This is a genomic window from Vibrio sp. 2092 (assembly GCF_033339635.1).
Taxonomy (GTDB): domain Bacteria; phylum Pseudomonadota; class Gammaproteobacteria; order Enterobacterales; family Vibrionaceae; genus Vibrio; species Vibrio alginolyticus.
In genome coordinates, this window is sequence record NZ_JAWOUY010000010.1 from 23,182 (window position 1) to 45,663 (window position 22,482).

General features: G+C 44.9%; 17 protein-coding genes and 1 pseudogene. 3 read left to right on the forward strand and 15 right to left on the reverse strand.

Features of this window, described 5'->3' with window-relative positions; genetic code table 11:
• Window positions 1-44 precede the first annotated feature (44 nt).
• The 4 genes and pseudogenes from clpX to R7P80_RS16955 form a co-directional block, all read right to left on the reverse strand.
• Window positions 45-1,325: an ATP-dependent protease ATP-binding subunit ClpX gene (clpX, locus tag R7P80_RS16940; protein WP_005382345.1), complete on the reverse strand. Its 1,281-nt coding sequence runs from the start codon at window positions 1,323-1,325 to the stop codon at window positions 45-47.
• Between the two features lie 70 nt (window positions 1,326-1,395).
• The gene (clpP, locus tag R7P80_RS16945) at window positions 1,396-2,022 is read right to left on the reverse strand and encodes an ATP-dependent Clp endopeptidase proteolytic subunit ClpP (protein WP_005382347.1); all 627 of its coding nucleotides are present in this window, start codon (window positions 2,020-2,022) and stop codon (window positions 1,396-1,398) included.
• Between the two features lie 105 nt (window positions 2,023-2,127).
• Window positions 2,128-3,435, reverse strand: coding sequence for a trigger factor (gene tig, locus R7P80_RS16950; protein ID WP_005382251.1), 1,308 nt, complete (start codon window positions 3,433-3,435; stop codon window positions 2,128-2,130).
• A 274-nt stretch (window positions 3,436-3,709) separates the two neighbouring features.
• A pseudogene (locus R7P80_RS16955) lies at window positions 3,710-3,922 on the reverse strand (hypothetical protein).
• A 39-nt stretch (window positions 3,923-3,961) separates the two neighbouring features.
• Between R7P80_RS16955 and R7P80_RS16960 the strand changes: the two are divergent.
• The 3 genes from R7P80_RS16960 (at window position 3,962) to R7P80_RS16970 (ending at window position 7,370) form a co-directional block, all read left to right on the forward strand.
• Window positions 3,962-5,767, forward strand: coding sequence for a sensor histidine kinase (locus R7P80_RS16960; RefSeq protein WP_104975972.1), 1,806 nt, complete (start codon window positions 3,962-3,964; stop codon window positions 5,765-5,767).
• A 4-nt stretch (window positions 5,768-5,771) separates the two neighbouring features.
• On the forward strand, window positions 5,772-7,109 hold the full coding sequence (locus R7P80_RS16965; protein ID WP_005382254.1) for a sigma-54-dependent transcriptional regulator: 1,338 nt from the start codon (window positions 5,772-5,774) through the stop codon (window positions 7,107-7,109).
• Between the two features lie 78 nt (window positions 7,110-7,187).
• On the forward strand, window positions 7,188-7,370 hold the full coding sequence (locus tag R7P80_RS16970; protein WP_021034161.1) for a hypothetical protein: 183 nt from the start codon (window positions 7,188-7,190) through the stop codon (window positions 7,368-7,370).
• 33 nt (window positions 7,371-7,403) lie between these two features.
• Here the strand turns inward: R7P80_RS16970 and R7P80_RS16975 are convergent, their stop codons facing one another.
• The 11 genes from R7P80_RS16975 to R7P80_RS17025 form a co-directional block, all read right to left on the reverse strand.
• Window positions 7,404-8,765 (reverse strand): TRAP transporter large permease, encoded by a 1,362-nt coding sequence (locus R7P80_RS16975; RefSeq protein ID WP_176310854.1) that lies wholly within the window; start codon window positions 8,763-8,765, stop codon window positions 7,404-7,406.
• A gap of 3 nt (window positions 8,766-8,768) precedes the next feature.
• A complete protein-coding gene (locus R7P80_RS16980) occupies window positions 8,769-9,443 on the reverse strand; it encodes a TRAP transporter small permease (RefSeq protein WP_005382256.1) in 675 nt (224 codons plus the stop codon).
• 70 nt (window positions 9,444-9,513) lie between these two features.
• Window positions 9,514-10,512 (reverse strand): TRAP transporter substrate-binding protein, encoded by a 999-nt coding sequence (locus R7P80_RS16985; protein WP_047102866.1) that lies wholly within the window; start codon window positions 10,510-10,512, stop codon window positions 9,514-9,516.
• A gap of 212 nt (window positions 10,513-10,724) precedes the next feature.
• The gene (locus R7P80_RS16990; RefSeq protein ID WP_053303268.1) at window positions 10,725-12,194 is read right to left on the reverse strand and encodes a protein adenylyltransferase SelO; all 1,470 of its coding nucleotides are present in this window, start codon (window positions 12,192-12,194) and stop codon (window positions 10,725-10,727) included.
• Between the two features lie 176 nt (window positions 12,195-12,370).
• Entirely contained in the window at window positions 12,371-13,183 is an 813-nt protein-coding gene (locus R7P80_RS16995) for a sugar transporter (RefSeq protein WP_225491781.1), read from the reverse strand.
• Window positions 13,184-13,355: 172 nt separating this feature from the next.
• A complete protein-coding gene (locus tag R7P80_RS17000; protein ID WP_225491780.1) occupies window positions 13,356-16,340 on the reverse strand; it encodes a M6 family metalloprotease domain-containing protein in 2,985 nt (994 codons plus the stop codon).
• Between the two features lie 360 nt (window positions 16,341-16,700).
• Window positions 16,701-18,068, reverse strand: a complete 1,368-nt coding sequence (locus tag R7P80_RS17005; RefSeq protein ID WP_171343114.1) for a TrkH family potassium uptake protein — start codon at window positions 18,066-18,068, stop codon at window positions 16,701-16,703.
• Complete coding sequence (locus R7P80_RS17010; protein ID WP_005388291.1) at window positions 18,065-18,727, reverse strand: potassium channel family protein; 663 nt, start codon at window positions 18,725-18,727, stop codon at window positions 18,065-18,067. Before R7P80_RS17010 ends, R7P80_RS17005 begins: the two co-directional genes overlap by 4 nt.
• Before the next feature lie 250 nt (window positions 18,728-18,977).
• On the reverse strand, window positions 18,978-20,186 hold the full coding sequence (locus R7P80_RS17015; protein WP_225491779.1) for a DEAD/DEAH box helicase: 1,209 nt from the start codon (window positions 20,184-20,186) through the stop codon (window positions 18,978-18,980).
• 99 nt (window positions 20,187-20,285) lie between these two features.
• Window positions 20,286-21,026 (reverse strand): transglycosylase SLT domain-containing protein, encoded by a 741-nt coding sequence (locus R7P80_RS17020; RefSeq protein ID WP_085569947.1) that lies wholly within the window; start codon window positions 21,024-21,026, stop codon window positions 20,286-20,288.
• A 210-nt stretch (window positions 21,027-21,236) separates the two neighbouring features.
• Window positions 21,237-22,481, reverse strand: a complete 1,245-nt coding sequence (locus R7P80_RS17025; protein ID WP_206949635.1) for an NAD(P)/FAD-dependent oxidoreductase — start codon at window positions 22,479-22,481, stop codon at window positions 21,237-21,239.
• Window position 22,482 lies beyond the last annotated feature (1 nt).

A 22,482-nucleotide genomic window follows, 5' to 3' on the forward strand; every position in this document is an offset into this window, starting at 1 on the left:
AAAAAGGAGGTAATTACTTACCTCCTTTTTCATTATGGCTGAATTTACTCTGCTCCAGCTGCCTGATTGTCTGCGTTACTGTAAATAAGCAGTGGCTCTGACTCGCCATTAATGACGGACTCATCAATCACGACTTTACTAACGTCTGTTGCAGATGGTAATTCGTACATGGTTTCAAGTAGCACGCCTTCAAGAATCGAGCGTAAGCCACGAGCACCTGTTTTACGCTCCATTGCTTTTTTCGCGATAGCGCGCAGCGCATCTTCACGGAATTCAAGTTCAGCGTTTTCCAGCTCAAACAATGCTGCATATTGCTTGGTCAGTGCGTTCTTCGGTTCACATAGGATCTGAATCAATGCTTCTTCATCAAGCTCAGTCAGTGTTGTTGTTACAGGTAGACGACCAATGAATTCTGGAATGAGGCCGTACTTCACTAAGTCTTCAGGTTCAACTTGAGTAAATAGCTCACCTACTGTCTTCGATTCATTCTTCGAACGAACTTCAGCACCAAAGCCAATACCTGTACCTGTTGCAACACGCTGCTCAATCACTTTGTCTAAGCCAGCAAAAGCACCACCACAGATGAACAGGATCTTAGATGTGTCCACTTGTAGGAATTCTTGCTGAGGATGCTTACGACCACCTTGAGGTGGAACCGATGCAACCGTACCTTCGATAAGTTTTAGTAGCGCCTGCTGAACACCTTCACCAGATACGTCACGCGTAATAGATGGGTTTTCAGCTTTGCGTGAAATCTTATCAATTTCATCAATGTAAACGATGCCGCGTTCCGCTTTAGCTACATCGTAATCACATTTTTGCAGAAGCTTTTGGATGATGTTTTCAACGTCTTCACCTACGTAACCGGCTTCGGTTAGTGTCGTCGCGTCTGCCATTGTAAATGGCACATCCAAGAATCGAGCTAATGTCTCCGCAAGTAGTGTTTTACCGCTACCTGTAGGACCAATTAGAAGGATGTTACTCTTACCAAGCTCCACACCTTCGCTCGTTGTATCACCATTGCGTAAACGCTTGTAGTGGTTATATACCGCAACTGCGAGCACTTTTTTCGCGTAATCTTGCCCGATCACATAGTCATCAAGGTGTTCACGGATCTGTTTTGGCGTTGGTAACGCTTCAGATTCTTTCTTAGGGAGAACATCCTTGATTTCTTCGCGAATAATATCGTTACATAAGTCGACACACTCGTCGCAAATGTACACTGACGGACCTGCGATTAGCTTGCGAACTTCGTGCTGACTTTTGCCGCAGAAAGAACAGTACAGCAATTTACCGCTGCCACTTTCTTTGCTTTTATCTGTCATTCGCTAACCTCTTAGCCTTTACTCTTCATGAATGAGTGTATATCAATTTTTGCCAAAATGCGCTGGCTAATTACTCGCCACGGTGGCTTAACACTGCATCCACGATACCGTATTCCACAGCCTGCTCTGATGACATGAAGTTATCACGATCAGTATCGCGCTCAATGACTTCAAGAGGTTGGCCTGTATGTTCTGCTAACAACTTGTTTAGCTTCTGTTTAATCGTCAGGATTTCCTGAGCATGGATTTGGATATCAGAAGCTTGACCCTGGAAACCACCCAATGGTTGGTGGATCATTACACGTGAGTTAGGCAGTACATAACGCTTACCTGGCGCACCACCTGCAAGCAGGAAGGCACCCATTGAACATGCTTGACCCATACACACAGTGCTGACATTTGGCTTAATGAACTGCATGGTATCGTAAATAGACATACCAGCTGTTACGCTGCCGCCTGGCGAGTTGATGTATAGGAAAATATCTTTATCTGGATTTTCAGATTCTAGGAAAAGTAGCTGAGCCACGACAAGGTTTGCCATGTGGTCTTCCACTTGACCCGTTAAAAAAATCACGCGCTCTTTCAGCAGACGTGAGTAGATGTCGTAAGAGCGTTCGCCTCGGGAAGTTTGTTCAACCACCATTGGTACTAGCGCGTCCATAATTGGCGACATTGCATTTTTTTCTTGGTAGCTCATATTCTTATGTCCCTAAAATAAATGGCCCGGATGATGACTATCATACGGACCATTGTTAGCAGAATAGTTAACGTTAAGTCAACCTTCTACGCAAGATATTGCTTATTAAGCAGCAGGTTGTTGTTGGTTAAGTAGCTCGTTGAAGCCTACTTCTTTCTCAGAAACCTGTGCTTTAGCGATGATCGCGTCGATTGCTTGCTCTTCTAGAGCTACGTTGCGCATGTTGTTCATCATTTCTTCGTTTTGCTCGTAGTAAGCAATAACTTCTGATGGATCTTCGTATGCAGTAGCCATTTCTTCGATTAGAGCTTTAACTTTCTCGTCGTCCGCTTTTAGCTCTTCAGATTTGATTACTTCACCTAGTAGAAGACCAACAACTACGCGACGTTTAGCTTGTTCTTCGAACAGTTCACGTGGAAGCTGAGCAGCAGCTTCTGGGTTACCACCGAAGCGTTGTGCAGCTTGTTGACGTAGAACTTGGATTTCTTGCTCGATAAGCGCTGATGGTACGTTGATGTCGTTTTGCTCAACTAGACCGTCAATCGCTTGCTCTTTGATGCGGTTCTTAACAGCTTGCTTAAGTTCGCGTTCCATGTTCTTACGAACTTCAGCTTTAAGTGCTTCAACACCACCTTCAACAACACCGAACTTAGCAACGAACTCATCGTTTAGTTCTGGAAGTTCACGAGCTTCAACTTTATTCACTTTGATTGCGAACTTAGCTGCTTTACCTTTTAGGTTTTCAGCGTGGTAATCTTCTGGGAAAGTCACGTCGATGTCGAATTCCATACCAGCAGTTTTACCTGCGATACCGTCTTCGAAACCAGGGATCATGCGACCAGCACCCATTTCTAGAGGGAAGTTCTCAGCTTTACCGCCTTCGAACTCTTCACCGTCGATAGAACCAACGAAGTCGATGCTTACGCGTTTGCCATCTTCTGCTGCTTCTTCAACTTCAACCCAAGTTGCTTGTTGCTTACGTAGAGTATCGATCATCTCTTCTACGTCTGCATCTTTAACTTCTGTTAATGGTTTTTCAACAGTGATGCTCTCTAGGCCTTTAAGCTCAACTTCTGGGTAAACTTCAAAAGTTGCAGTGAAAACTAGGTCTGAACCTTCTTTGTTCTCTACAGGAGCGAAAGTTGGAGCGCCAGCTGGGTTGATTTTCTCTTTAACGATAGCTTCGATGAAGTGGCGTTGCATTACTTCACCAAGAACGTCTTGACGTACTGCTTTGCCGTACATCTTAGCAACCATTTTTAGAGGCACTTTACCCTTACGGAAACCATCGAAACGACGGTTTTTAGCGATGTTGCGTAGTTCAGCTGTTACAGCGTCTTCGATGTTTGCAGCTGGAACAGTAATGTTTAGACGGCGCTCTAGGCCCTCTAGCGTTTCAACAGTAACTTGCATTATATATAAACCTCTAAAGTGGCTCGGTTTTCCGAGCGTATGAGCGAAACTCAGAGGAGCTTACGCTTCATCCTTGTGTAGTGTTCTGTCCGAACACCTAATTTAAAATCGAGTATCGATACTGGTTGTCAGTACCGGACTAATCAGTGATATCTTCGATAAAATAACCAAAGGTATCTCCTATTAGCCTCAGGACAGAATTTTTAGACGCGACATTCTAGCGATCTGTCGCAACCCTGTCGAGCCAATAGCCACTATGTGGACATTGTCTGCGCTAAATTCTCGAATGCTGACCCATTTTTTCTTCAAAAATGCGATTCAGACACCGTCTAAGCATTGCCAGCATATCTAGAATGGGGACAATAGCGACTTTTTCAAGAGAATCGACCGGTTTTTTTATCGAAAAGCCTAAAAAGAGATCTTGCTCTTGTTTTACTCCACAGAGTTGAAAACTAAATCCCTAATCCTTCCTACAAACTATTAACATTTTCTTACGTGACCAAAGGAAGTTGTAAGGAGTGTAAGGATGTCGCAAAAAAAACGGATTCTGCTGACATTTTTTGCTTTCTATTTCCTGTCCGCAATTATCGGTGGCCATTGGGTTTGGCAGACCAGTTATCAATCTCTACTTGATAAACACCAATCACAGTTGGAGCAGTTTTCTGGCCATATAAAAAATAAACTCGATAAGTACGCCCATATTCCAAATCTTCTCGCTAAAGATGATCCTCTTTATCAAGCGCTTCTGCACCCCAACAACAGTGCGCAACTGGAAATCACTAATCGGTATTTAGAATCCGTTAATGGCGTGATTGAAGCAGCGGATACGTACTTAATCGATCAATGGGGTACAACGATCGCGGCCAGCAACTGGCGTAAAGAGCGCTCCTTTATCGGGCGAAATTTTGCATTTCGCCCTTATTTCAAACAAGCCATTGTAGGCAAAAGAAGCCAATACTACGCACTGGGCTCAACATCTGGTAAACGTGGCTACTACTATTCTTATCCCATCATATACGCTGGCGGTGTACTTGGTGTCGTCGTGGTGAAGATGGACCTAAGTAAGATAGAGGACAACTGGCAGCAACCAAACAGTGTTTTTGTCGCCAGCGACCCATACGGAATTGTTTTCATGAGTAGCCGAAGTGAATGGCTACTCAAAAGCTTACAACCACTGACAAAAAAAGAGAAAAAGCAAGTTTGGGCAAGCCAACAATATCTTGATGCGCCAATTGAAACGCTTGGATTAGTGGGTAGTTTGGACGAGGTGCATTCTGAGCTTAAACAGGGTTACCCATACAATAAAGGAACCTTGGTAGTCTCTTCGCTGCCCCTACCCGAACTCAAACTGACTATTCGTGTGCTGTCTCCTAAACAGTCGATCGTTTGGTTCACCATGGGTTACATCTTTGTACTCACTCTAGCATTCATGGTTTTGTTTTTAATTGGTCAGCTTATCTATCACCGTCAACAGCGTCACTTGCAACTTGAACGAATTCAACAAGAAGCAAATCAAAAGTTGGAATATCAAGTCATGGCACGGACTGCCGAGTTGCAAGCGGAGATCGCACAGCGTATCGATACCGAACAAACTTTACGCGTTACTCAAGACGAATTGGTGCAAGCAGCGAAACTCGCGGTGTTAGGACAAATGTCGGCCAGTATCAGCCATGAACTGAATAATCCACTTGCGGCAATTCGTAGCTTTGCGGAGAACGGCAAGCTGTTTCTAAAAAAAGAAAAATATGAGCGAGTGGAAGATAATCTCACTCGCATTTCTGCTCTCACTGACCGTATGGCAAATATCAGTCAGCAACTTCGCTCTTTCGCCAAAAAAACCAGTGGTGACGAGTTGGCTCAATCTCGACTGTTCCCTGTTATTGCCTCTGTAAAAGAACTGATGAAGCCCGCATTTAAATCAGGGCGCGTCACGTTAGAAACAAATTTGCCAGAGCATGATGTTGAAGTGCAGATCAATATTATTCAACTGGAGCAAGTGTTGGTCAATTTACTGACTAATGCGATAGAAGCACTCAAAGAGCAACAAGACAAACAGGTAGAATTATCTGTAGAACACGATGAGCACACTGATTTGGTTTGGATTCATGTTGATGATAATGGCCCAGGGCTTGGCTCTTTCTCACTTTCTGATTTATGTGAACCGTTTCTAACCACTAAACTGAACGGTTTAGGTTTGGGCCTCTCTATCTCGCAACAAATCTTAGCCAGTATGAATGGAAAATTATGTGCCCATAATCGAGAACAAGGCGGCGCTCGATTCTCATTGTGTTTACCTATCACTTCTTACAACACTGAACCATCAAAAGGATAAGATCATGTGTCAGGTGTTTTTTATTGATGATGAGGCCGATCTCAGAATCGCTATAGAACAGACCTTTGAACTGGCGGATATCGACGCCAAGTTTTTTGTGGATGCAGAATCGGCTTTAATAGCGATGCAGCAAGGGGAAGAAGCTGGCGTCGTGGTCACTGATATCTGTTTGCCGGGCATTTCTGGTATGGATATGCTGACAACTTTGACTCAACGCGATGCAAACTTACCCGTCATCATGATCACTGGACACGGTGATATTTCCATGGCTGTGCAAGCCCTTCATCAAGGCGCTTACGACTTTATTGAGAAACCTTTTGCGCCAGAACATTTGGTTGAAACGGTTAAGCGGGCGATTGAGAAGCGCAAACTAACCAATGAAAATGAAAAACTGCGCCTGTCACTTAAAGCCAGTAAAACCCTTGGTCCACGAGTTATTGGTGAAACCTCTAGCATCCAAATATTACGAGAGACCATCACCCAAATCGCCGATACCGACGCCGATATTTTATTGTTTGGTGAAACCGGTACAGGGAAAGAGTTAATCGCTCGTTCTTTACATGAGCAAAGCTCTCGCCGGAACCAAAACTTTGTCGCCGTAAATTGTGGAGCGGTTCCAGAGAACTTAATTGAGAGTGAACTCTACGGCCATGAAAAAGGCGCATTCACTGGCGCCGAAAGCCGTCGTATCGGTAAATTTGAGTTTGCACAAGGCGGCACACTTTTCTTGGATGAGATCGAGTCGATGCCTATCCAAGCCCAAATTCGTTTATTGAGGGTATTACAAGAGCGCGTGATTGAGCGTGTCGGTTCAAATGAATTATTGCCTTTAGATATTCGAGTGATTGCCGCAACAAAGGTCGATTTAAAACACGCAGCTGAAGAAGGTACTTTCCGTCAGGACCTCTATTATCGGCTCAATGTCGTGACCTTGGATCTCCCGCCACTACGCGAACGAAAAGAAGACATTCCAGCCCTCTTTCACCACTTTCTGTTAGTAGCAGCTTCACGTTATGGCAAAAGCTCACCTAGCTTGTCACCCCAAGATCTAGCGCAACTGATGAGCCATGACTGGCCTGGCAATGTTCGAGAACTCAGAAATGCTGCAGAGCGTTTTGTGCTATTGGGTAAGTTAATTCAGTTGGGAGAATCAAACCCAGTCGCTAAGTCTTCCTCAAGCCTTGCAGAGCAAGTAGCGGAGTTTGAGAGAGCAGCCATTGAAGGCGCTTTATTAGAAAACAACGGTAGTATTAAACAGACAATGTGCCAATTGAATGTGCCAAGAAAAACCCTTTACGACAAGATGCAGCGCTACCAAATAAATAAAGACCTTTACAAATAAAACACGTTCAGATAACTGGCATTATATTCAACTTGAATCATAATTTTTAACAACAGGTTTATCATGGTTGTTACAGATATGAACGAAAAAGTGAGAATACCGATTGTTACAGATACCGTGCTCGTAGACGGTTGCTATCAAGAAGAGAGAAGATTCGGTGAAGAGCGTCGTAAAAATAAAAAGAGGTGGCGACACTATGAACGTCGAATTAATTCAGACCCGCGCAAAACTTGTTACAAGTCAATAGACGAAGAGGTGTGAATTCTCACACCTCTTTCTACTTTCTGGCTTCCATTACTTGGTAATGATCTCCGGCCCCATCAAGGTATTAGGCAACCAAGTCGAAACCCATGGTACATATGTGACGATAATTAGGAACAAGAACATCACTCCAACCCAGGGTAATGCTGCCTTCACTACGTTCATCATCGACATTTTGGCAACACCAGCGGTCACAAATAAGTTAAGACCCACGGGCGGCGTTATCATTCCTATCTCCATATTCACCACCATCATTATGCCCAAATGAATTGGGTCTATACCTAATGCAATCGCAATTGGGAACACGAGCGGCGCAACAATGATCAACAAGCCTGATGGCTCCATGAACTGACCACCAATCAGCAACAAGACGTTCACCACAATCAAAAAAGTGATTGGTCCAAGACCAGCCGAGAGCATCGACTCGGTGATCATTTGCGGGATCCGTTCTTCCGTTAAAACATGCTTCAAAATTAAGGCATTAGCAATGATGAACAGCAGCATGATGGTGAGTTTGCCCGCTTCATACAGGGTGTGTTTCGTGTCTTTATGAACAAAGGTTTGGAAGATTTTAACGAGCGCAGGTTTAGTGTTTTTCTTGTCTGCAAATGGCCCCATGTCTTTGTATACAAAGTTAGCAATAAAGAATGAGTACACAGCAGCAACCGCAGCGGCTTCTGTCGGCGTAAAGATACCGCCATAGATACCACCAAGAATGATGACGACCAACAACAAGCCCCAGCTTGCATCCTTGGCGGCATCAAAGGTTTCTTTCCAACCGACAAAAGGTTGTTTTGGAAGGTTCTTGATTCTCGCGGCAATGTAAATCGCGATCATCAACATGACACCCGCCAGCAAACCGGGAATCACACCACCAAGGAACATACGTCCAACTGACACATCCGTTGCGGCTGCATACACCACCATCACAATCGAAGGTGGGATCAAAATCCCTAGCGTACCTGCGTTACAAATTACCCCAGAGGCAAACTCTTTTGAGTAACCGTTTTTGATCATACCTGCGATAACAATACTACCTATGGCAACAACCGTTGCAGGTGAGGAACCTGACAACGCGGCAAACATCATACACGCGACAACCGAAGCCATCGCCAAACCGCCGCGGAACCAGCCTACAATGGCAATGGCGAAACGAATGATCCGCTTTGCTACGCCACCCGTCGACATAAAGCTTGAAGCCAATATAAAGAATGGAATAGCCAATAGCGTGTAGTGGCCCGCGAATGCATTAAACAGCGTTTGAGCAACTGACGCTAAAGAGGCATCCGAATGCATTAAAAGGAAAAGAACACTGGAAAGGCCCAGCGAAATAGCAATTGGCACGCCAACCAGCATAAAGCCAATTACCATCAAAAATAGAAATAAGATATCCATGGCTTATTGCTCCTTGTTTTTAGCGTCTTGCGAGGCCTTTGGAGCCATTACGTCTTCAGCGTCACTCATCTCAGCTTTAAGAGATTCGAGCTCTTCCTCCGCTTCATGTCCTGCAATCAAGCGATCGAGCTTACCAGTAGCGATTTGCCACGTGACTTGAACAAATCTAAACGTTAGTAGCGCCATTCCAAGTGGCAAAGCGAAGTAAGGAATAAAACGTGGCAGCTTTTCATAACGCTCTCCCTCATTTAACCAGTCGGCCATGAACTGGAGCATTTCAGGCATCGGAATATCGTCCGTTTCATACCACGCTCGGTCAGTAGCGAACGGATACCAGTAGTTCCAAGCGCCAATTAACAGCAAAATAGAGAAGGCTAAGCAACACATTGCTGCAAAAAGCGCCAGGGCTTTTCGTTTACCTTCCGGAACGATGTTAATAATGACATCGACACCAATATGAAAGTGTTTTTTCACACCATAAGATGCGCCAACCAACACCATCCATGCGAACATGAAAACGGTGAGCTCAAGCGCCCAAAGAATATTGTCGTTAAAGACATAACGAAAGATGACATTGGCAAAAGTCAGCAAGGTCATGGCACCCAAGAAGAAAGCAATCAAAGTCTCTTCAATGGCATCGGTGATTCGTCCAGCCTTGGCAAAAAAAGTCTGTTCCATAATTACATCACGTCGTCTGTAGGGGGAAAGAGCCCCCTCAGTTTGAGAGGGCTAAATGTGCTAGCTGTTATTATTTTTGGTTAGACGCCAAAGCGGCTTCGATTAGGTCAGAACCAATGTCTTTTTCGAACTTCTTCCATACTGGTTGAAGTGCAGTGACCCATTCTTGACGCTGTTCTGGCGTTAGAGTACGAACCACACCACCGGCTTCGATGATATTGTTCTTATTCGCAAGGTTTACTTTGGTTGACTCAGCATTACGCTGCGCAGTTACCTCTTGAATAATGGTATTTAACTGCTCGCGCTGAGCATCTGGTAGGTTTTTCCAGAAGTCGTTTGACGTCACAACTAAGTAATCCAAAATTCCGTGGTTCGTTTCCGTAATGCCATCTTGAACTTCGAAGAATTTTTTGCCGTAAATGTTTGACCAAGTATTTTCTTGACCATCAATAACCTTAGTTTGCAAACCGCCGTAAACTTCTTTGAACGACATTTTTTGTGGGTTAGCACCTAGCTGCTCAAACTGAGCAACGAGTACATCAGACGCTTGAACACGGAACTTAAGTCCTTCAGCATCAGTTGGAGAAATGAGCGGCTTGTTGGCTGACATTTGCTTCATGCCGTTATGCCAAAACGCAATGCCTTGTAGGCCACGACGTTTCATTGAATTTTTCAGCTTTTCACCCGCTTCCGAGTTTTGGAAACGGTCAACCGCGTCGACATCATCGAACAAGAAAGGAAGATCGAAAAGGCGGTACTTCTTGGTGAATTTCTCAAACTTAGAAAGAGAAGGAGCAGCGAGTTGAACATCACCATTCAGTAGCGCTTCCAACACTTTGTCATCATCATAAAGTGTTGAGTTAGGAAACACCTGCATACAGACTTTACCGTTCATCTCTTCGTTGACGCGCTTTTCAAGTAACGAAGCCGCGATGCCTTTAGGGTGTTTGTCCGCGTTCGTTACATGGCTAAACTTGATGACCGTTTCACCCGGGTCACAATTTGCGGCAGCATTAAAACTGGTAACAGCAAGTGCAGAGACAGATAGTAGAGTTAGAGGCTTAAACATTATTATTCTCCTTGTTGAATCACATCCCATCCCGTCCATGAGTAACTAGGTGTTAGGCGATGGGTACGGATGTTCAACAAAGAGCAATTAATGGACCATGTTAAAATTTATATTCATTTCAATAAATTAACATAGCCCATTAACATGAATCCGAAGTGTAACGAGTGAATTCCACCCAATAAAAAGATACAAATGGGTGGGAAATGACCCATTTATGAAGAACAGCTTATCTCCATTTTCTTCCCCCATTCCGGCGGCAATTTCGCATAATCATCAAACTCGGGTTGCTCATCAAATGGGCGTTTTAACAGTTCGGCCAATCGGTGTAATTCGCTAAAGTCCCCTTCTTCCGCTTTATCAATCGCCAACTGAGCCAAGTAGTTACGCAAGATGTATTTGGGATTGGCTTGACGCATCTGTTTGCAACGCTGTTCGGTTGAAATCAGGCCCCCTAGTTCATCAACCTCTAGCTCACACCGAGCTAAGTACAGATCAAGCCAAGCTCGCGCTGCTTCTCGGTCGAGAAATAAATCGATTACGGCTTGGGAAGGCGCATTATCAAGGTTTGAAAGTGTTCTGAAGAAGCGAGTGTAGTCCGTTTTGTTCTGGTGAAGAAGCTCAAACATAGCTTCAAACAAACGCCCGTCTTCCGCTATCTTGGTTTTTAAGCCCAACTTCTCACGCATGAGGCGGCTGAACTGCTGGCTTAAATGAACTTCAAATTGACTCAACGACGATTCTAAATCTTCTCGTTCAACGAGTGGCGATAGCGCATGCGCCAGTGCTGACAGGTTCCAAAGCGCAATTCTAGGCTGTTGATCAAATGCGTAACGACCCTGGTAGTCTGAATGATTACAAATGTATCCCGGCTCATAATCATCAAGAAAGCCAAACGGACCATAATCAAAAGTTTGCCCAAGAATTGACATGTTATCGGTATTCATCACACCATGCGCAAAACCAAAAGCTTGCCAATATGCGATCATCTCGGCTGTTTTAGTCACGATGGCGTCAAACATCGCGGCATATGGTTTCTCCGCCGATGCACAATCAGCAAAGTGCCACTCAATCACCTTATCCGCCAACAGCTTCTGCTCTGCTAACTGGTTGGTGTAAAAGAAATGCTCAAAGTGACCGAATCGAACGTGGGTTTCAGCCATTCGAAGTAACAAAGCGCCCGATTCCGTTTTTTCTCGATAAACAGGTGTATCACTGACCATCATACCGAGAGCACGTGTCGTGGGAACCCCAAGGCCTGCCATGGCTTCACTGCACAGGTACTCACGGATAGTCGAGCGTAATACCGCTCGCCCATCTCCCATTCGCGAGTAAGGCGTTAGCCCTGCACCTTTGAGGTGAAGATCAAACCAAGTACCATCCTGATGCTCAATTTCTGCCAACAGTAATCCACGTCCATCGCCCAAATCTGGGTTGTAAACGCCAAACTGATGGCCTGCATATTTCATCGCAAGAGGACGAAATTGTTCGAATTCACTTAGCCCGGAAAAAACCGCCAATAACTCATCGTTTTGCTCTTCTGGCAAACCAAACTGCTGTGCAAACTCACCATTCCAAGCGACCCAGCGAGTGTTGTCCAAGGGTTGTGGCTCGACCAACGTATAGAACGCTGACGGTAATTGACTAAAGCGATGGGTGAAATTGACCCGTTGCCAAATGGACATGTAGGGTTCCTTAATAAAAAGAAGTACTGTTGTGAGTATACGTGTGAATGTCCCTGTCATTCAGCCATGAAATGGGCATGGGTATTTTGCGTGAATAACGCGAAGGCGGCAGGAAGGTATCAACCTGCCGCAGACCGTCTCCTAAACGGAGGTAGCATGTAAAAACGATCAAAGGGTTAAGCGGAAAATTCTTCACCCGTTTTTGGTGGCTGTGATGGCGTATCAAAACGAGCGCGTTCGATATCCACTACCGTTTTATAGCTCAACGATAACAATGCCAGCTGGTACGCGCCAAAAATACCATAGGCCACACCGACGAGGCTCAACATCAAGAGATTCGTAAAGTGGCTAAAGATCAGCTGACTGAGCAAGCCCGCACCCAATGGAATTAGTCCCATCAAAATGAATACTTGTTTGTTGTATGCTCTGCTCTGGTTCCACGAACGACGCAAACTGCGAGGCTGATGATCCATTGCAGTCGCTGGCAACACAAATGACCATCGCGCCATTACCCAATAGCCGGGAATGCTTGCAATCGTTGTGATAATAGCCATAGCAACAAAGTCGGCTTCACCACTTTCTGCAATGTAGATAAACGACAACACAAAGATCGGGATACCAATAACGAGCATCATCATCAGTCCAAACAGTATCCACCAGCCTATGAAACGGAATTCTCGAGCTGACAAACGAAATACATCCAACGCAGAGTGCATGTAATCGCCGGCTAAATAAATTCGATGCACACGCACAGCCGCCATAGCGGCAACAAGTGGGTACAAAATAATTGTGACGAAATAAAATCCTGAGACATTGCCTTCTTGAACGTTCGCTTGATCTTTCCCCGTCATTTCAGGATACATAAAAGCAAAAATTGAGTGCACGATAATCAACGGAATACAAGCAATAACAATTGCGAGTAGATTCCTTCTGACCATCACTGCCGCTTCTCGGCATATTTCCGAAACAGAAAAGGCCTCGGTAGACATATAACATCCTTAGTTCATAAAAATCGGCCCCTAGGGTAACCGCAGAGTAGAAAAATCGCTTTAAAAATAATGAGAAACACATCTCATAAGACAATGAGAACGAAACCAAAATAGATCAGATAAAAAATAAGCCACTCAATGTGAGTGGCTTATACCGCAATTCAATACCGTTTTAGACGCGACGTCGCCAGCCTAATGTTGCAAGTAACATCAAAGCCCAATAAGAAACACTGCCGCTACCTTCTGAGTTCTTGAATGTCGTTGTCTTCAAAGAAGCAACAACCGTCACGATAACTTCCCCCGTAGCAGTGGCACCATGACCATCTGAAACCGTATATTGCAGCTTGATGCCGTCAGTAGGGCTATCCGGTGCTTGAAAACGGATTTTGCCATTCTCTACACTCGCACTTCCCACACCCGTTACGTTCTGTACGCTTTCTACAACCAGTTTATCGCCGTTCACATCCGAATCATTGCTCGCTGCATCAATCAGAATACTTTCACCAACGGCAACGGTCGCCGTATCTGCAAGCGTAAGTGGCGCTGCGTTTTTCATGGTTAAATCGACGGTAGCACTGGACGTTTCATTACTAGGGTCAGTCACGGTTAAACGGAATGTCAGAACCTCACCCGCTTTTGCACCTTGAGGCACCGTAAAGCTTGTGCTAACACTGGTTGCATTGCCAAGAGAAACTGAAGTGCCAGCCAACTGCTCCCATTTATAACTCAACACATCGCCATCAGCATCCGTACTATTTAACGCAGACAACGTGACTCGCTGCCCAACCGTCATGTCTTTATTATCAACATCAATCACGGCCACTGGCGCTTCGTTGCTGCCAAGCACTTCCACCTGCACATTCACGATTGAAGATGAGTACGCACCATCAACCGACAACAAACGATATTGGAAAGTGTCCAGACCAACGAAGTTAGTTTCAGGTTGGTACTGGTTGCCAGAGATGGTGCCGTGCTCAGGCTTCTGCACAATGTCCACATTGAACTGATACCCTACCGCCATGAAATCATTGTCCATCAGGTTCAGTTTGATTGGCGTATTTTTATTGGTTTGTAACGAATCAGATCTCGCTTCAACCAAGTTGCTCGCATCCACATTTAATAATGCTGCAAACGGAATATAAGAGAACCCGGCTTTTTCTAGACCAAACGTGCCAATCTCACTGTAATCACCAGTCCACATTACAGGTAGGGAGGCTTTTTCAGTTTTTAGCAAGCGGCCGAAGTCAAAGTTTGCATCAAATTGACCGCCTTCCAATTCAACGACCAATAAATGCTGACCCGCACTCAATTGGCTTGATTGAGGGAATAAAATTCGAGATGACTTTTGGAAGTTACCTTGCTGTAAAAGCTCAGCGTTGTTTTGATTCAATATTAATCGATAGCCAATGTTTCCAGAAAATGGGAATCGCCAAACTCGATAAGTCATGTCACTTTGAGCGCTATCTCTTTGCGCGTAAAGTTGAAGGCCATCAAGCTCTGTATCACTATTCAAGTCCAGTGACACCGCCAGAGTGTTACTCCCACTCGCGTACACATAACCTTGGTGAAGAGAGTTCAGCCATGCTGATTTATTTGGTTCGTTTGTATGTTCAAGAGAAAAACTACCACCGTTGGTGTTGCTGGCAATGTTGGAAATACGAACCCCAGTATCAAACCCTGTGATCGTTCTCAGACCCGGGGTCGATGTATCTGAAATGACATTGCCACCATTAGGGTATAAATCGTCAGCGTCACTCCTACCATCATTTTCTAACTCATTCAGACCATCAGCCTGCATGATTTGAACCTGCATCGCGCCAACATCATTAAAGCGGTTCTGGACATTGACCGACGTCGCCAGGATACCTTCAGCCGCCAATGCTCGGTCGTAACCGCTAAAGGTGCGATTTTCCAAGTAAACACGTGGGCCAAACTCTTTCAAGTACGGGTCGAGATACACCAGCTTGACATCGTCGTTGTTCACAGAAATAGGCGCTGGACTTTCATGAGTTACCGTTGGTACAACAAAACCAGCAGCGTGTTTGCTCCATGCACTCATGTTCACCGGAGTGTCACCAGCGTATGAATCTCCCGGTTTCTGCGCCCATGAACCGCCACCCATCACGCCCCAAGAGCCGATCGAGGCATCACTGTTCCTTGCGTACAAATCCGGTAAGCCAAGCATTAAGTGGCCAAGCTCGTGTACGATCACGCCCAAGGTCGCTTGATGATCAACTTGATAGTCAGCGAACACACAATAGTCTGTGATCTTTTTACCATCTAGTGTGACATCATCGTGAGAGAATTTGTGCGGCCAAATAGCAGGACGGTTGAGAACCCCTGTTGAACGATCGCCCCCCGCAAAAATAAACATGACAGAGAGTTCTGACGGTTCTACGGTACCATTTTGATTGCTGTCGTAGGCCGAAAGATTAAAGTATGGATCCAGTTTTTGATAAGCCTCGGTGAAAACCGCATTCAACTTGGCGGTGCATGTCTTATCAGTCGAACTAGAGTGACAGTTAGGGTGGCTTTGTGCCACAGTCACATCTATCACACCGTCATTGGCGGTGCCGTAACTCTCAAGTGCAGGAACAACTTTGAATTTACCTTGAGAGTTTTTATCAAAGTAATCCACAACGCTTTGACCATTGGTATTAAATACGCGTTGCTCAAAATCATGCACCATTGCTTGGTCATCAAACGAAACTTGCACAACCAATAGGGGCTGCTGCTTCACCGTTGAACTGCTCATCGCCTGGTAACCTTGCGCCGAACGCAGTAGGTTTTTTCGTGCCATCGGCTCAATGGTTTTTAGAGAAGATAATTGCGGTTTAACTTGTAAATCCGGGCGAAACTTCGCCGACTCAGGTGGCTCACTCGACTGCGTTTTCACCACACCTGTCGAGATCAATATTGGCGTGTCTGACTCGCGCTGAATCTGCGCGAAAAACCAAACGCCGTCTTCCTGAAGTAAGGCATTGCCCTGCTTATCTTCAAACCAGTGGAAATCTGCCGTTCCACGTAGAATTGCCTCACTGGAGCTACCATCGCTCAACGCAATAGTATGCCAAACCGGCGATGGCGGAGTAGTTGCCATGCTCTTCCCTGCAAGAAGCGCAGTTAGCATAGCCATGGCGAGTGTGTTGAATTTCAAAGTACGACTCCATCTTTTCGATTCGTTCATTCATACCAAGCACAACAAACACAAAGTAACCCTATGGGCATAGAGTAAGACTGAGTGACTATTGACGAAGGCTGGTATCAATTCGCTCAGATAACACGACGTAGTTTGGTGTCACACTACAAAAGCGTCGGATTCCAAAACGCTGTTATGAGCGTAGCTTCTGAGAATATAAATTGAGTGAATGAATAGTATCGAAACGAAAGGAAGAAGAAATGAACTTCTACGAATTTATAGGTAAAACTGGGCAACATTCCACATATTCTATAAATGTACGAGCACTGCTATTAATCAATGCTCGTAGTGGTCGCGCGGCCATTGTTTAACGCTATATTAACCTGTAAGAACGGCGTCTTCTGGGTATTTGACCAAGGTAGGTTCAGGACGTGCCAACATGTAGGCAAGCGTGAGCGGCCCAATACGACCAATGATCATCACCACGATCATAATGTATTTACCAGGTTCAGAAAGTTCCGCAGTCAAACCGGCGGTGAGCCCCACTGTGGCAAATGCGGAAATGGTTTCAAACATAACTTTATCAAAGCTGGCCTTCTCGGTAAGCATCAATAAAAACATTGCGCTTGTCAGGATGGCTCCGCTCACAACGATAATTGCCAATGACTTAGTCACAGTTTGCCAATTTATGGTTCGCTTAAACATAACCACATGTTTCTTTTGGCGTAAAAAGGTCCACGTAGCCATAAACGCAACAGCAAATGTGGAAACTTTAATACCGCCCCCCGTTGAGGTGGAACCCGCTCCAATTAACATCAGAACAATCATGACCAGTAAGGCTGGCTGGGTAAACAGCGCCAAGTCAACACTATTAAACCCTGCCGTTCGAGCACTCGCAGATTGAAAGAATGCCGCCAACCATTGCCCTGCTGCAGGTAAAGACGCCATTGTGTTTGGGTTGCTTCGTTCAAGTAACCAAAACAGCATCGTTCCGACTAAGAGCAATATCGGTGTCGCAATCAGCATGATTTTGGTGTGAAGATGCCAAAAGTGGAAACCTTTGCGCCAGTTTAGCCAGATGTCACCCACAACAGTAAAACCAAGCCCGCCAAAAATGAATAGCCCCGCCAGTGTAAAGATAACCAACGGATCATTCACAAAGCTCATCATACTGTCAGAAAACAGCGCGAACCCAGCGTTGTTAAATGCAGAAATTGCATGAAACAAGGCGTAAAACATACCAGTCTGCCAGCCCATTTCAGGGACCCAGCGGATAGAGAGAAAAATAAACCCGATCGTTTCTGCAACAAGCGCGAAAACAACAATCCGCTTTACTAGTCGGTGTAGATTGACTTGCCGATCTTGCCCTAATGCTTCTTTCGCCAGCGCTTGTTGACGCAAACTCAAACGCACGCCGAACATATAGAGTAAGACCGCCGACAAAGTCATCTGCCCCAACCCACCGATTTGCATTAAAAACATCAGCAAGATTTTACCCGCAAGCGTAAAGTGTTGCCCAGTATCGACAACACCAAGCCCTGTCACACTAATAGCGGACGTTGCGGTAAACAAAGCATCCGTTATCGACAGGCCCGTAACAGAAAAAACTGGCAAGGTTAGCAATACCGCAGAAGGCAGTAAAACACCGAGAAAACTGAGCAATATAATTCGCGGTTCGTTGCCTTTCGCTTTCTCTTGTTTACCATCTGGTGCGTAAAAAACACCTTTCTGATGAAAATACGTCATAGCGATTTTAATTTATTTGCGAGCGCATCTTGAGGGCCGACCACAATAATTAGGTCACCAATTTCTAGTGTGGTATTAAGGTCAGGTGCCTTGGTAATTTCTGGGCCCCGTTTAAACCCTAGCACTTGCACGCCATCGACTTTGCACAGAGCCAAATCACTTAGTGTCTTACCCATCCAACGAGAGCCAATCACAAACTCCGTCATAGCTAAGCCACTGCCTAATGGGTGGAACTCAAGAACCCGTTTATCGAGCATTTTACGCGCGACACGTATTCCCATGTCACGCTCAGGCATGATAATGTGGTCTGCGCCAATTTTTTGCAGAACACGAGCTTGGAAGCGGTCGTTGGCTTTAACCCATACTGACTTTACTCCCGCCTCTTTAGCAATCAATGTCGCAAGAATACTGGCATTGACATCCGCTCCGATGGCAATCATCACCATGTCGTAATCATCAAGTTTGAGCTCAGCAACCGTCTCTTCGTGAGTACAGTTAGCCACAACCGCCTGACTAACAAAACTGGCGGCTTCTTTAACTCTGTCTTCGTTGATGTCAACGGCTAAAACTTGAGCGCCTGAATCTTGTAACTCTTTACACACTGCCAAACCAAATCGGCCAAGACCAATAACGGCGAATTGCTTATCACCTGTTTTCATTTGTGCCCCATCTTATGCATTCATTAGCAAGCAAAAAAGTTTGCGCCCATTCCTTACCTTGTGCAAACCTGCGGACAGATAATTGACAAAAGCTTAACGCACCTTGATTCACTTTACGTGTTAAGCGTATGACACTGATTAACTTTTTTCCTCATTACCGAATAGAAACCGTCGCGATGGCTACATAATTGGATGCCTTAAAACGCAAAAAGCCGCAAGAATGCGGCTTTTAGATCATGGGATAAACTGGCTATTTTGATTCGCGCTTATCGTGCGGTTTACGTTTATTCTTAGGCACGTAATTTAAAATTGAAATTGGTACTGGCTTTCTTGGCGCAAAACCTTCAATTTCCACTCGCTCTAGCAAGTGCCCTAAACGACTTTCAATCATGCAGAGGTTCTTAAAGTCGTCTTTTGAAACCAGTGATATCGCCTCACCTTTCGCGCCAGCACGACCTGTACGACCAATACGATGTACATACTCATCCGCTGGGTAAGGTAAATCGTAGTTGATGACAACTGGCAGATTATCAATATCAATACCGCGCGCAGCAACGCCGGTTGCGACTAAGTACTGGATTTCACCCGCTTTAAACTTTTCTATTAATTCCTGGCGAACACGCTGATTACGGCCACTGTGGAATGCTTCTGCCACAATGCCACGTTTCTCAAGTTGGCTTACCAGTTTGGCTGCGCCGTGTTTAGTTTCAATAAATACCAGTACTTGCGACCAGTCATTTTCTTTAAGCAAGTGACTTAACAGCGACGACTTCATGTCTTTATCGACGGTCGTGATCCACTGTTTAATATTTGATTTTGAGGCACTGTGCTTTGCAATCGTGATCTCTTCAGGATCAATAATCGCATTTTTCGCCAAGTCACGAACAGGGTTAGATAACGTCGCTGAGAACAGCAAACTTTGCACATGTTCTGGCATACAGTCGACGATTTTGTCGATCGCATCGATGAATCCCATATCCAACATTTTGTCGGCTTCATCAAGCACTAGTATTTCCACTTCATCAAAGTGAATCGCGCGTTGACCGTACAGATCAATCAAGCGCCCAGGCGTGCTTACCACAATATCGACACCCTCGATCAAGGCTTGTTTTTGTGGTGCATAATCCACACCACCAAACATCGCCATTGAGCGTAATGGTAAGTTTTTACCATAAGCTTCAATACTTTGATGAACCTGAAGCGCAAGTTCGCGTGTTGGCGTTAGGATAATCGCACGAGCGCGTTTTTTACGTTGCGTTTCGCCTCGACTAAGCTTTTCTAAGATTGGCAGAACAAAACTGGCCGTTTTACCTGTGCCCGTTTGCGCTGCTGCAATTAAATTGCGGCCACGCAATACGATTGGAATGGCTTTTTGTTGGATAGAAGTGGGTTTTTCATAACCTAGCGCTTTTACTGCATCAGCAATCGATGCGCTTAAACCAAGCTTAGAAAATGGCATAGAAAGGTCTCAACAGAGGAAATGGGCGCGTAGTGTATCAGAATCCCCGTGAAGTAACAGAAGGATTCATGCGCGAAAAACTAGGAACATGATACAATCTTAGCCCAGGAAATTGGGCTGCAAACCTTTTTCTAATTTTTTCCTCACTTTGTAGGAAACATCATTAAGCGTGATTTTCCCCGTTTTGTGGCGGTCGATACCTGCATTCTGTCGATAGGCAATTGAGCCTTGTCTGAACAAAACGAAAGACGGCGGTTTACCAATCGCAGCAGGGTAGAGAATGGCCATGTAAGCATCTTCTAAGCTATTAATTTTATTTCGATAGGGCCAATAGTACGCTTTCACATAGTCAAGTTGCTCAAGCGCGCCCATTCTCGCAAGAGTCTTTGTGTTCACTCCTAATGACTCTGCGGTAGAGGGCATAAATTGAATTAACCCTGTAGCCCCGCTTCCGGAACCATTTTTGATGCTTGGACTGAAAGTTTCAGCAGTTTCAAATGCCATGCACGCCATAAGATGATTAGGATTGATCTTTAGCTCTTTACTAATACGGATGACTTTAGATTTGAACTCTGGAGAAACTTTACCTCCCCACGCTACCGCGTTCTCGGGATCTGCAATCGAAGAGACCGTTGATGCGTCATGTTCTTCGACAATTTTAGAAAGTAGAGGAAGCGTTTGGCGTAGTCGATGGCTCGAACTCACCAAGCGAATTGATTTGGTAAGAAACTTGTCTTTTTTTTGGTGTAGTTTTTGGAACTTTACTAACTTATACAGTTGCTTATAAACCGTTTTCACAACGAAGCCGGATGTAGGGAACACTCCCAGAATGTAATCCATTTCCTACAAATTTAATATAAATATCAGCAACAGGAATTCTAGATGTGATCAATGTCACCATAAAAATTCTCAAATTCGATACACACCGATGTAAGTGGTCAATGTGTCTCCAACACGCTAGAAGTAAAAGTAAAGAGGCATTAAAAAGGTCTTACCAATTTTTTGGTAAGACCTAGGTTTACTGATTCTCGGATAAGCGAATGTATATTCTTACAGTTCAGCTTCCCGAACCAGTTCTGCAAGCGTCGACAAACGCTGCTCACTTTGTTTTACGTAAGGATTATTCGTATCCCAAGCATATCCAGCCAAAATCGCACTAATCATCTGTTTAATACGTGGATTCGGGTTTTGATAGAAAATCACATCTTGCAACGTGCCGTTGTACCAGCCTTCCACATAAGTGCGGAATGTGTTCACTCCCACCATTAAGCGTTGCGAGTACTCTTCTTGCCAATCAACCTTTTCACCATTCAGCTGACGAACCACGCAGTCCGCTGCAAACTCTGCCGATTTCATGGCGATAGTGACACCCGATGAAAATACAGGATCAAGAAACTCACCAGCATTACCAAGCAACGCGTAGTGCTCTGTCGCTAAACGTTTGACGTTAGCAGAATAGCCACCCAACTCGCCTGCTGGATTCGGGTAATTCGCGTTTCGCAATAAAGCAGCCAAACCCGGCTCTTCATTGGCTAACTGCTGCAACGCTGCAATCTTATCTTCTGGGTATTGTTCAAAAAATTCTGGCTCACCCACCACACCAAACGAACAGGTACCATTAGAGAATGGGATTAGCCAGTACCATACGTCGTGATTTTCAGGATGAACTGAAATTAAAATTTTGTTGCGATCGTATTCCGGCTCTTGGGGAGAGATATGATCTTCGATATGGGTAAAGATCGCTTTTCTAGGCGGAAGACAAGAAGGTTCTTCTAGCTCCAACAAGCGTGGCAAAACACGCCCAAAGCCACTTGCATCCAGCACAAAATCTGCTTCGATTTGATAAGCCTTCTTATTTGAGTCGAGCACTTCTAATCGAGACTTTTTCCCTTCAAACACTAGGTTGAGCAGCTCATGCTGATAACGAATCTCTACGCCTTGCTCTTCAGCGCTATCTGCCAATACTTTATCAAAGTTGGCACGTTGAACCTGAAACGTCGTGCCCGGTCCTGGTGTGTATTTGTTTGTAAAGTCGAACTGGGTGTATACGCCATTACGACGAAATGCAGCACCATCTTTATACTGGAAACCAAACTGCTTTACTGCATGAGTCATTCCTGCTTGTTCAACAACTTCCATACATGCAGGGAGTAGGCTTTCTCCTATGGAAAAACGTGGAAAAGTCGCTTTTTCTAAGACAACAACATCTATGCCACGCGATTTTAATAAGGCAGAAACGGTTGAACCTGATGGCCCCGCTCCTACGACAACAACTTGCTTGAGCTCTATTTTCATT

What these genes read in the sequence shown, in the direction of transcription:
- R7P80_RS17010 (WP_005388291.1), bottom strand. Translation starts at nt 18,727, where the DNA reads ATGAAAACAGGTGATAAGCAATTCGCCGTTATTGGTCTTGGCCGATTT.
- R7P80_RS17015 (WP_225491779.1), bottom strand. Translation starts at nt 20,186, where the DNA reads ATGCCATTTTCTAAGCTTGGTTTAAGCGCATCGATTGCTGATGCAGTA.
- R7P80_RS17020 (WP_085569947.1), bottom strand. Translation starts at nt 21,026, where the DNA reads ATGGATTACATTCTGGGAGTGTTCCCTACATCCGGCTTCGTTGTGAAA.
- R7P80_RS16960 (WP_104975972.1), top strand. Translation starts at nt 3,962, where the DNA reads ATGTCGCAAAAAAAACGGATTCTGCTGACATTTTTTGCTTTCTATTTC.
- tig (WP_005382251.1), bottom strand. Translation starts at nt 3,435, where the DNA reads ATGCAAGTTACTGTTGAAACGCTAGAGGGCCTAGAGCGCCGTCTAAAC.
- clpX (WP_005382345.1), bottom strand. Translation starts at nt 1,325, where the DNA reads ATGACAGATAAAAGCAAAGAAAGTGGCAGCGGTAAATTGCTGTACTGT.
- R7P80_RS17025 (WP_206949635.1), bottom strand. Translation starts at nt 22,481, where the DNA reads ATGAAAATAGAGCTCAAGCAAGTTGTTGTCGTAGGAGCGGGGCCATCA.
- R7P80_RS16985 (WP_047102866.1), bottom strand. Translation starts at nt 10,512, where the DNA reads ATGTTTAAGCCTCTAACTCTACTATCTGTCTCTGCACTTGCTGTTACC.
- R7P80_RS16975 (WP_176310854.1), bottom strand. Translation starts at nt 8,765, where the DNA reads ATGGATATCTTATTTCTATTTTTGATGGTAATTGGCTTTATGCTGGTT.
- R7P80_RS16970 (WP_021034161.1), top strand. Translation starts at nt 7,188, where the DNA reads ATGAACGAAAAAGTGAGAATACCGATTGTTACAGATACCGTGCTCGTA.
- R7P80_RS16990 (WP_053303268.1), bottom strand. Translation starts at nt 12,194, where the DNA reads ATGTCCATTTGGCAACGGGTCAATTTCACCCATCGCTTTAGTCAATTA.
- R7P80_RS16995 (WP_225491781.1), bottom strand. Translation starts at nt 13,183, where the DNA reads ATGTCTACCGAGGCCTTTTCTGTTTCGGAAATATGCCGAGAAGCGGCA.
- R7P80_RS16980 (WP_005382256.1), bottom strand. Translation starts at nt 9,443, where the DNA reads ATGGAACAGACTTTTTTTGCCAAGGCTGGACGAATCACCGATGCCATT.
- R7P80_RS16965 (WP_005382254.1), top strand. Translation starts at nt 5,772, where the DNA reads ATGTGTCAGGTGTTTTTTATTGATGATGAGGCCGATCTCAGAATCGCT.
- R7P80_RS17005 (WP_171343114.1), bottom strand. Translation starts at nt 18,068, where the DNA reads ATGACGTATTTTCATCAGAAAGGTGTTTTTTACGCACCAGATGGTAAA.
- clpP (WP_005382347.1), bottom strand. Translation starts at nt 2,022, where the DNA reads ATGAGCTACCAAGAAAAAAATGCAATGTCGCCAATTATGGACGCGCTA.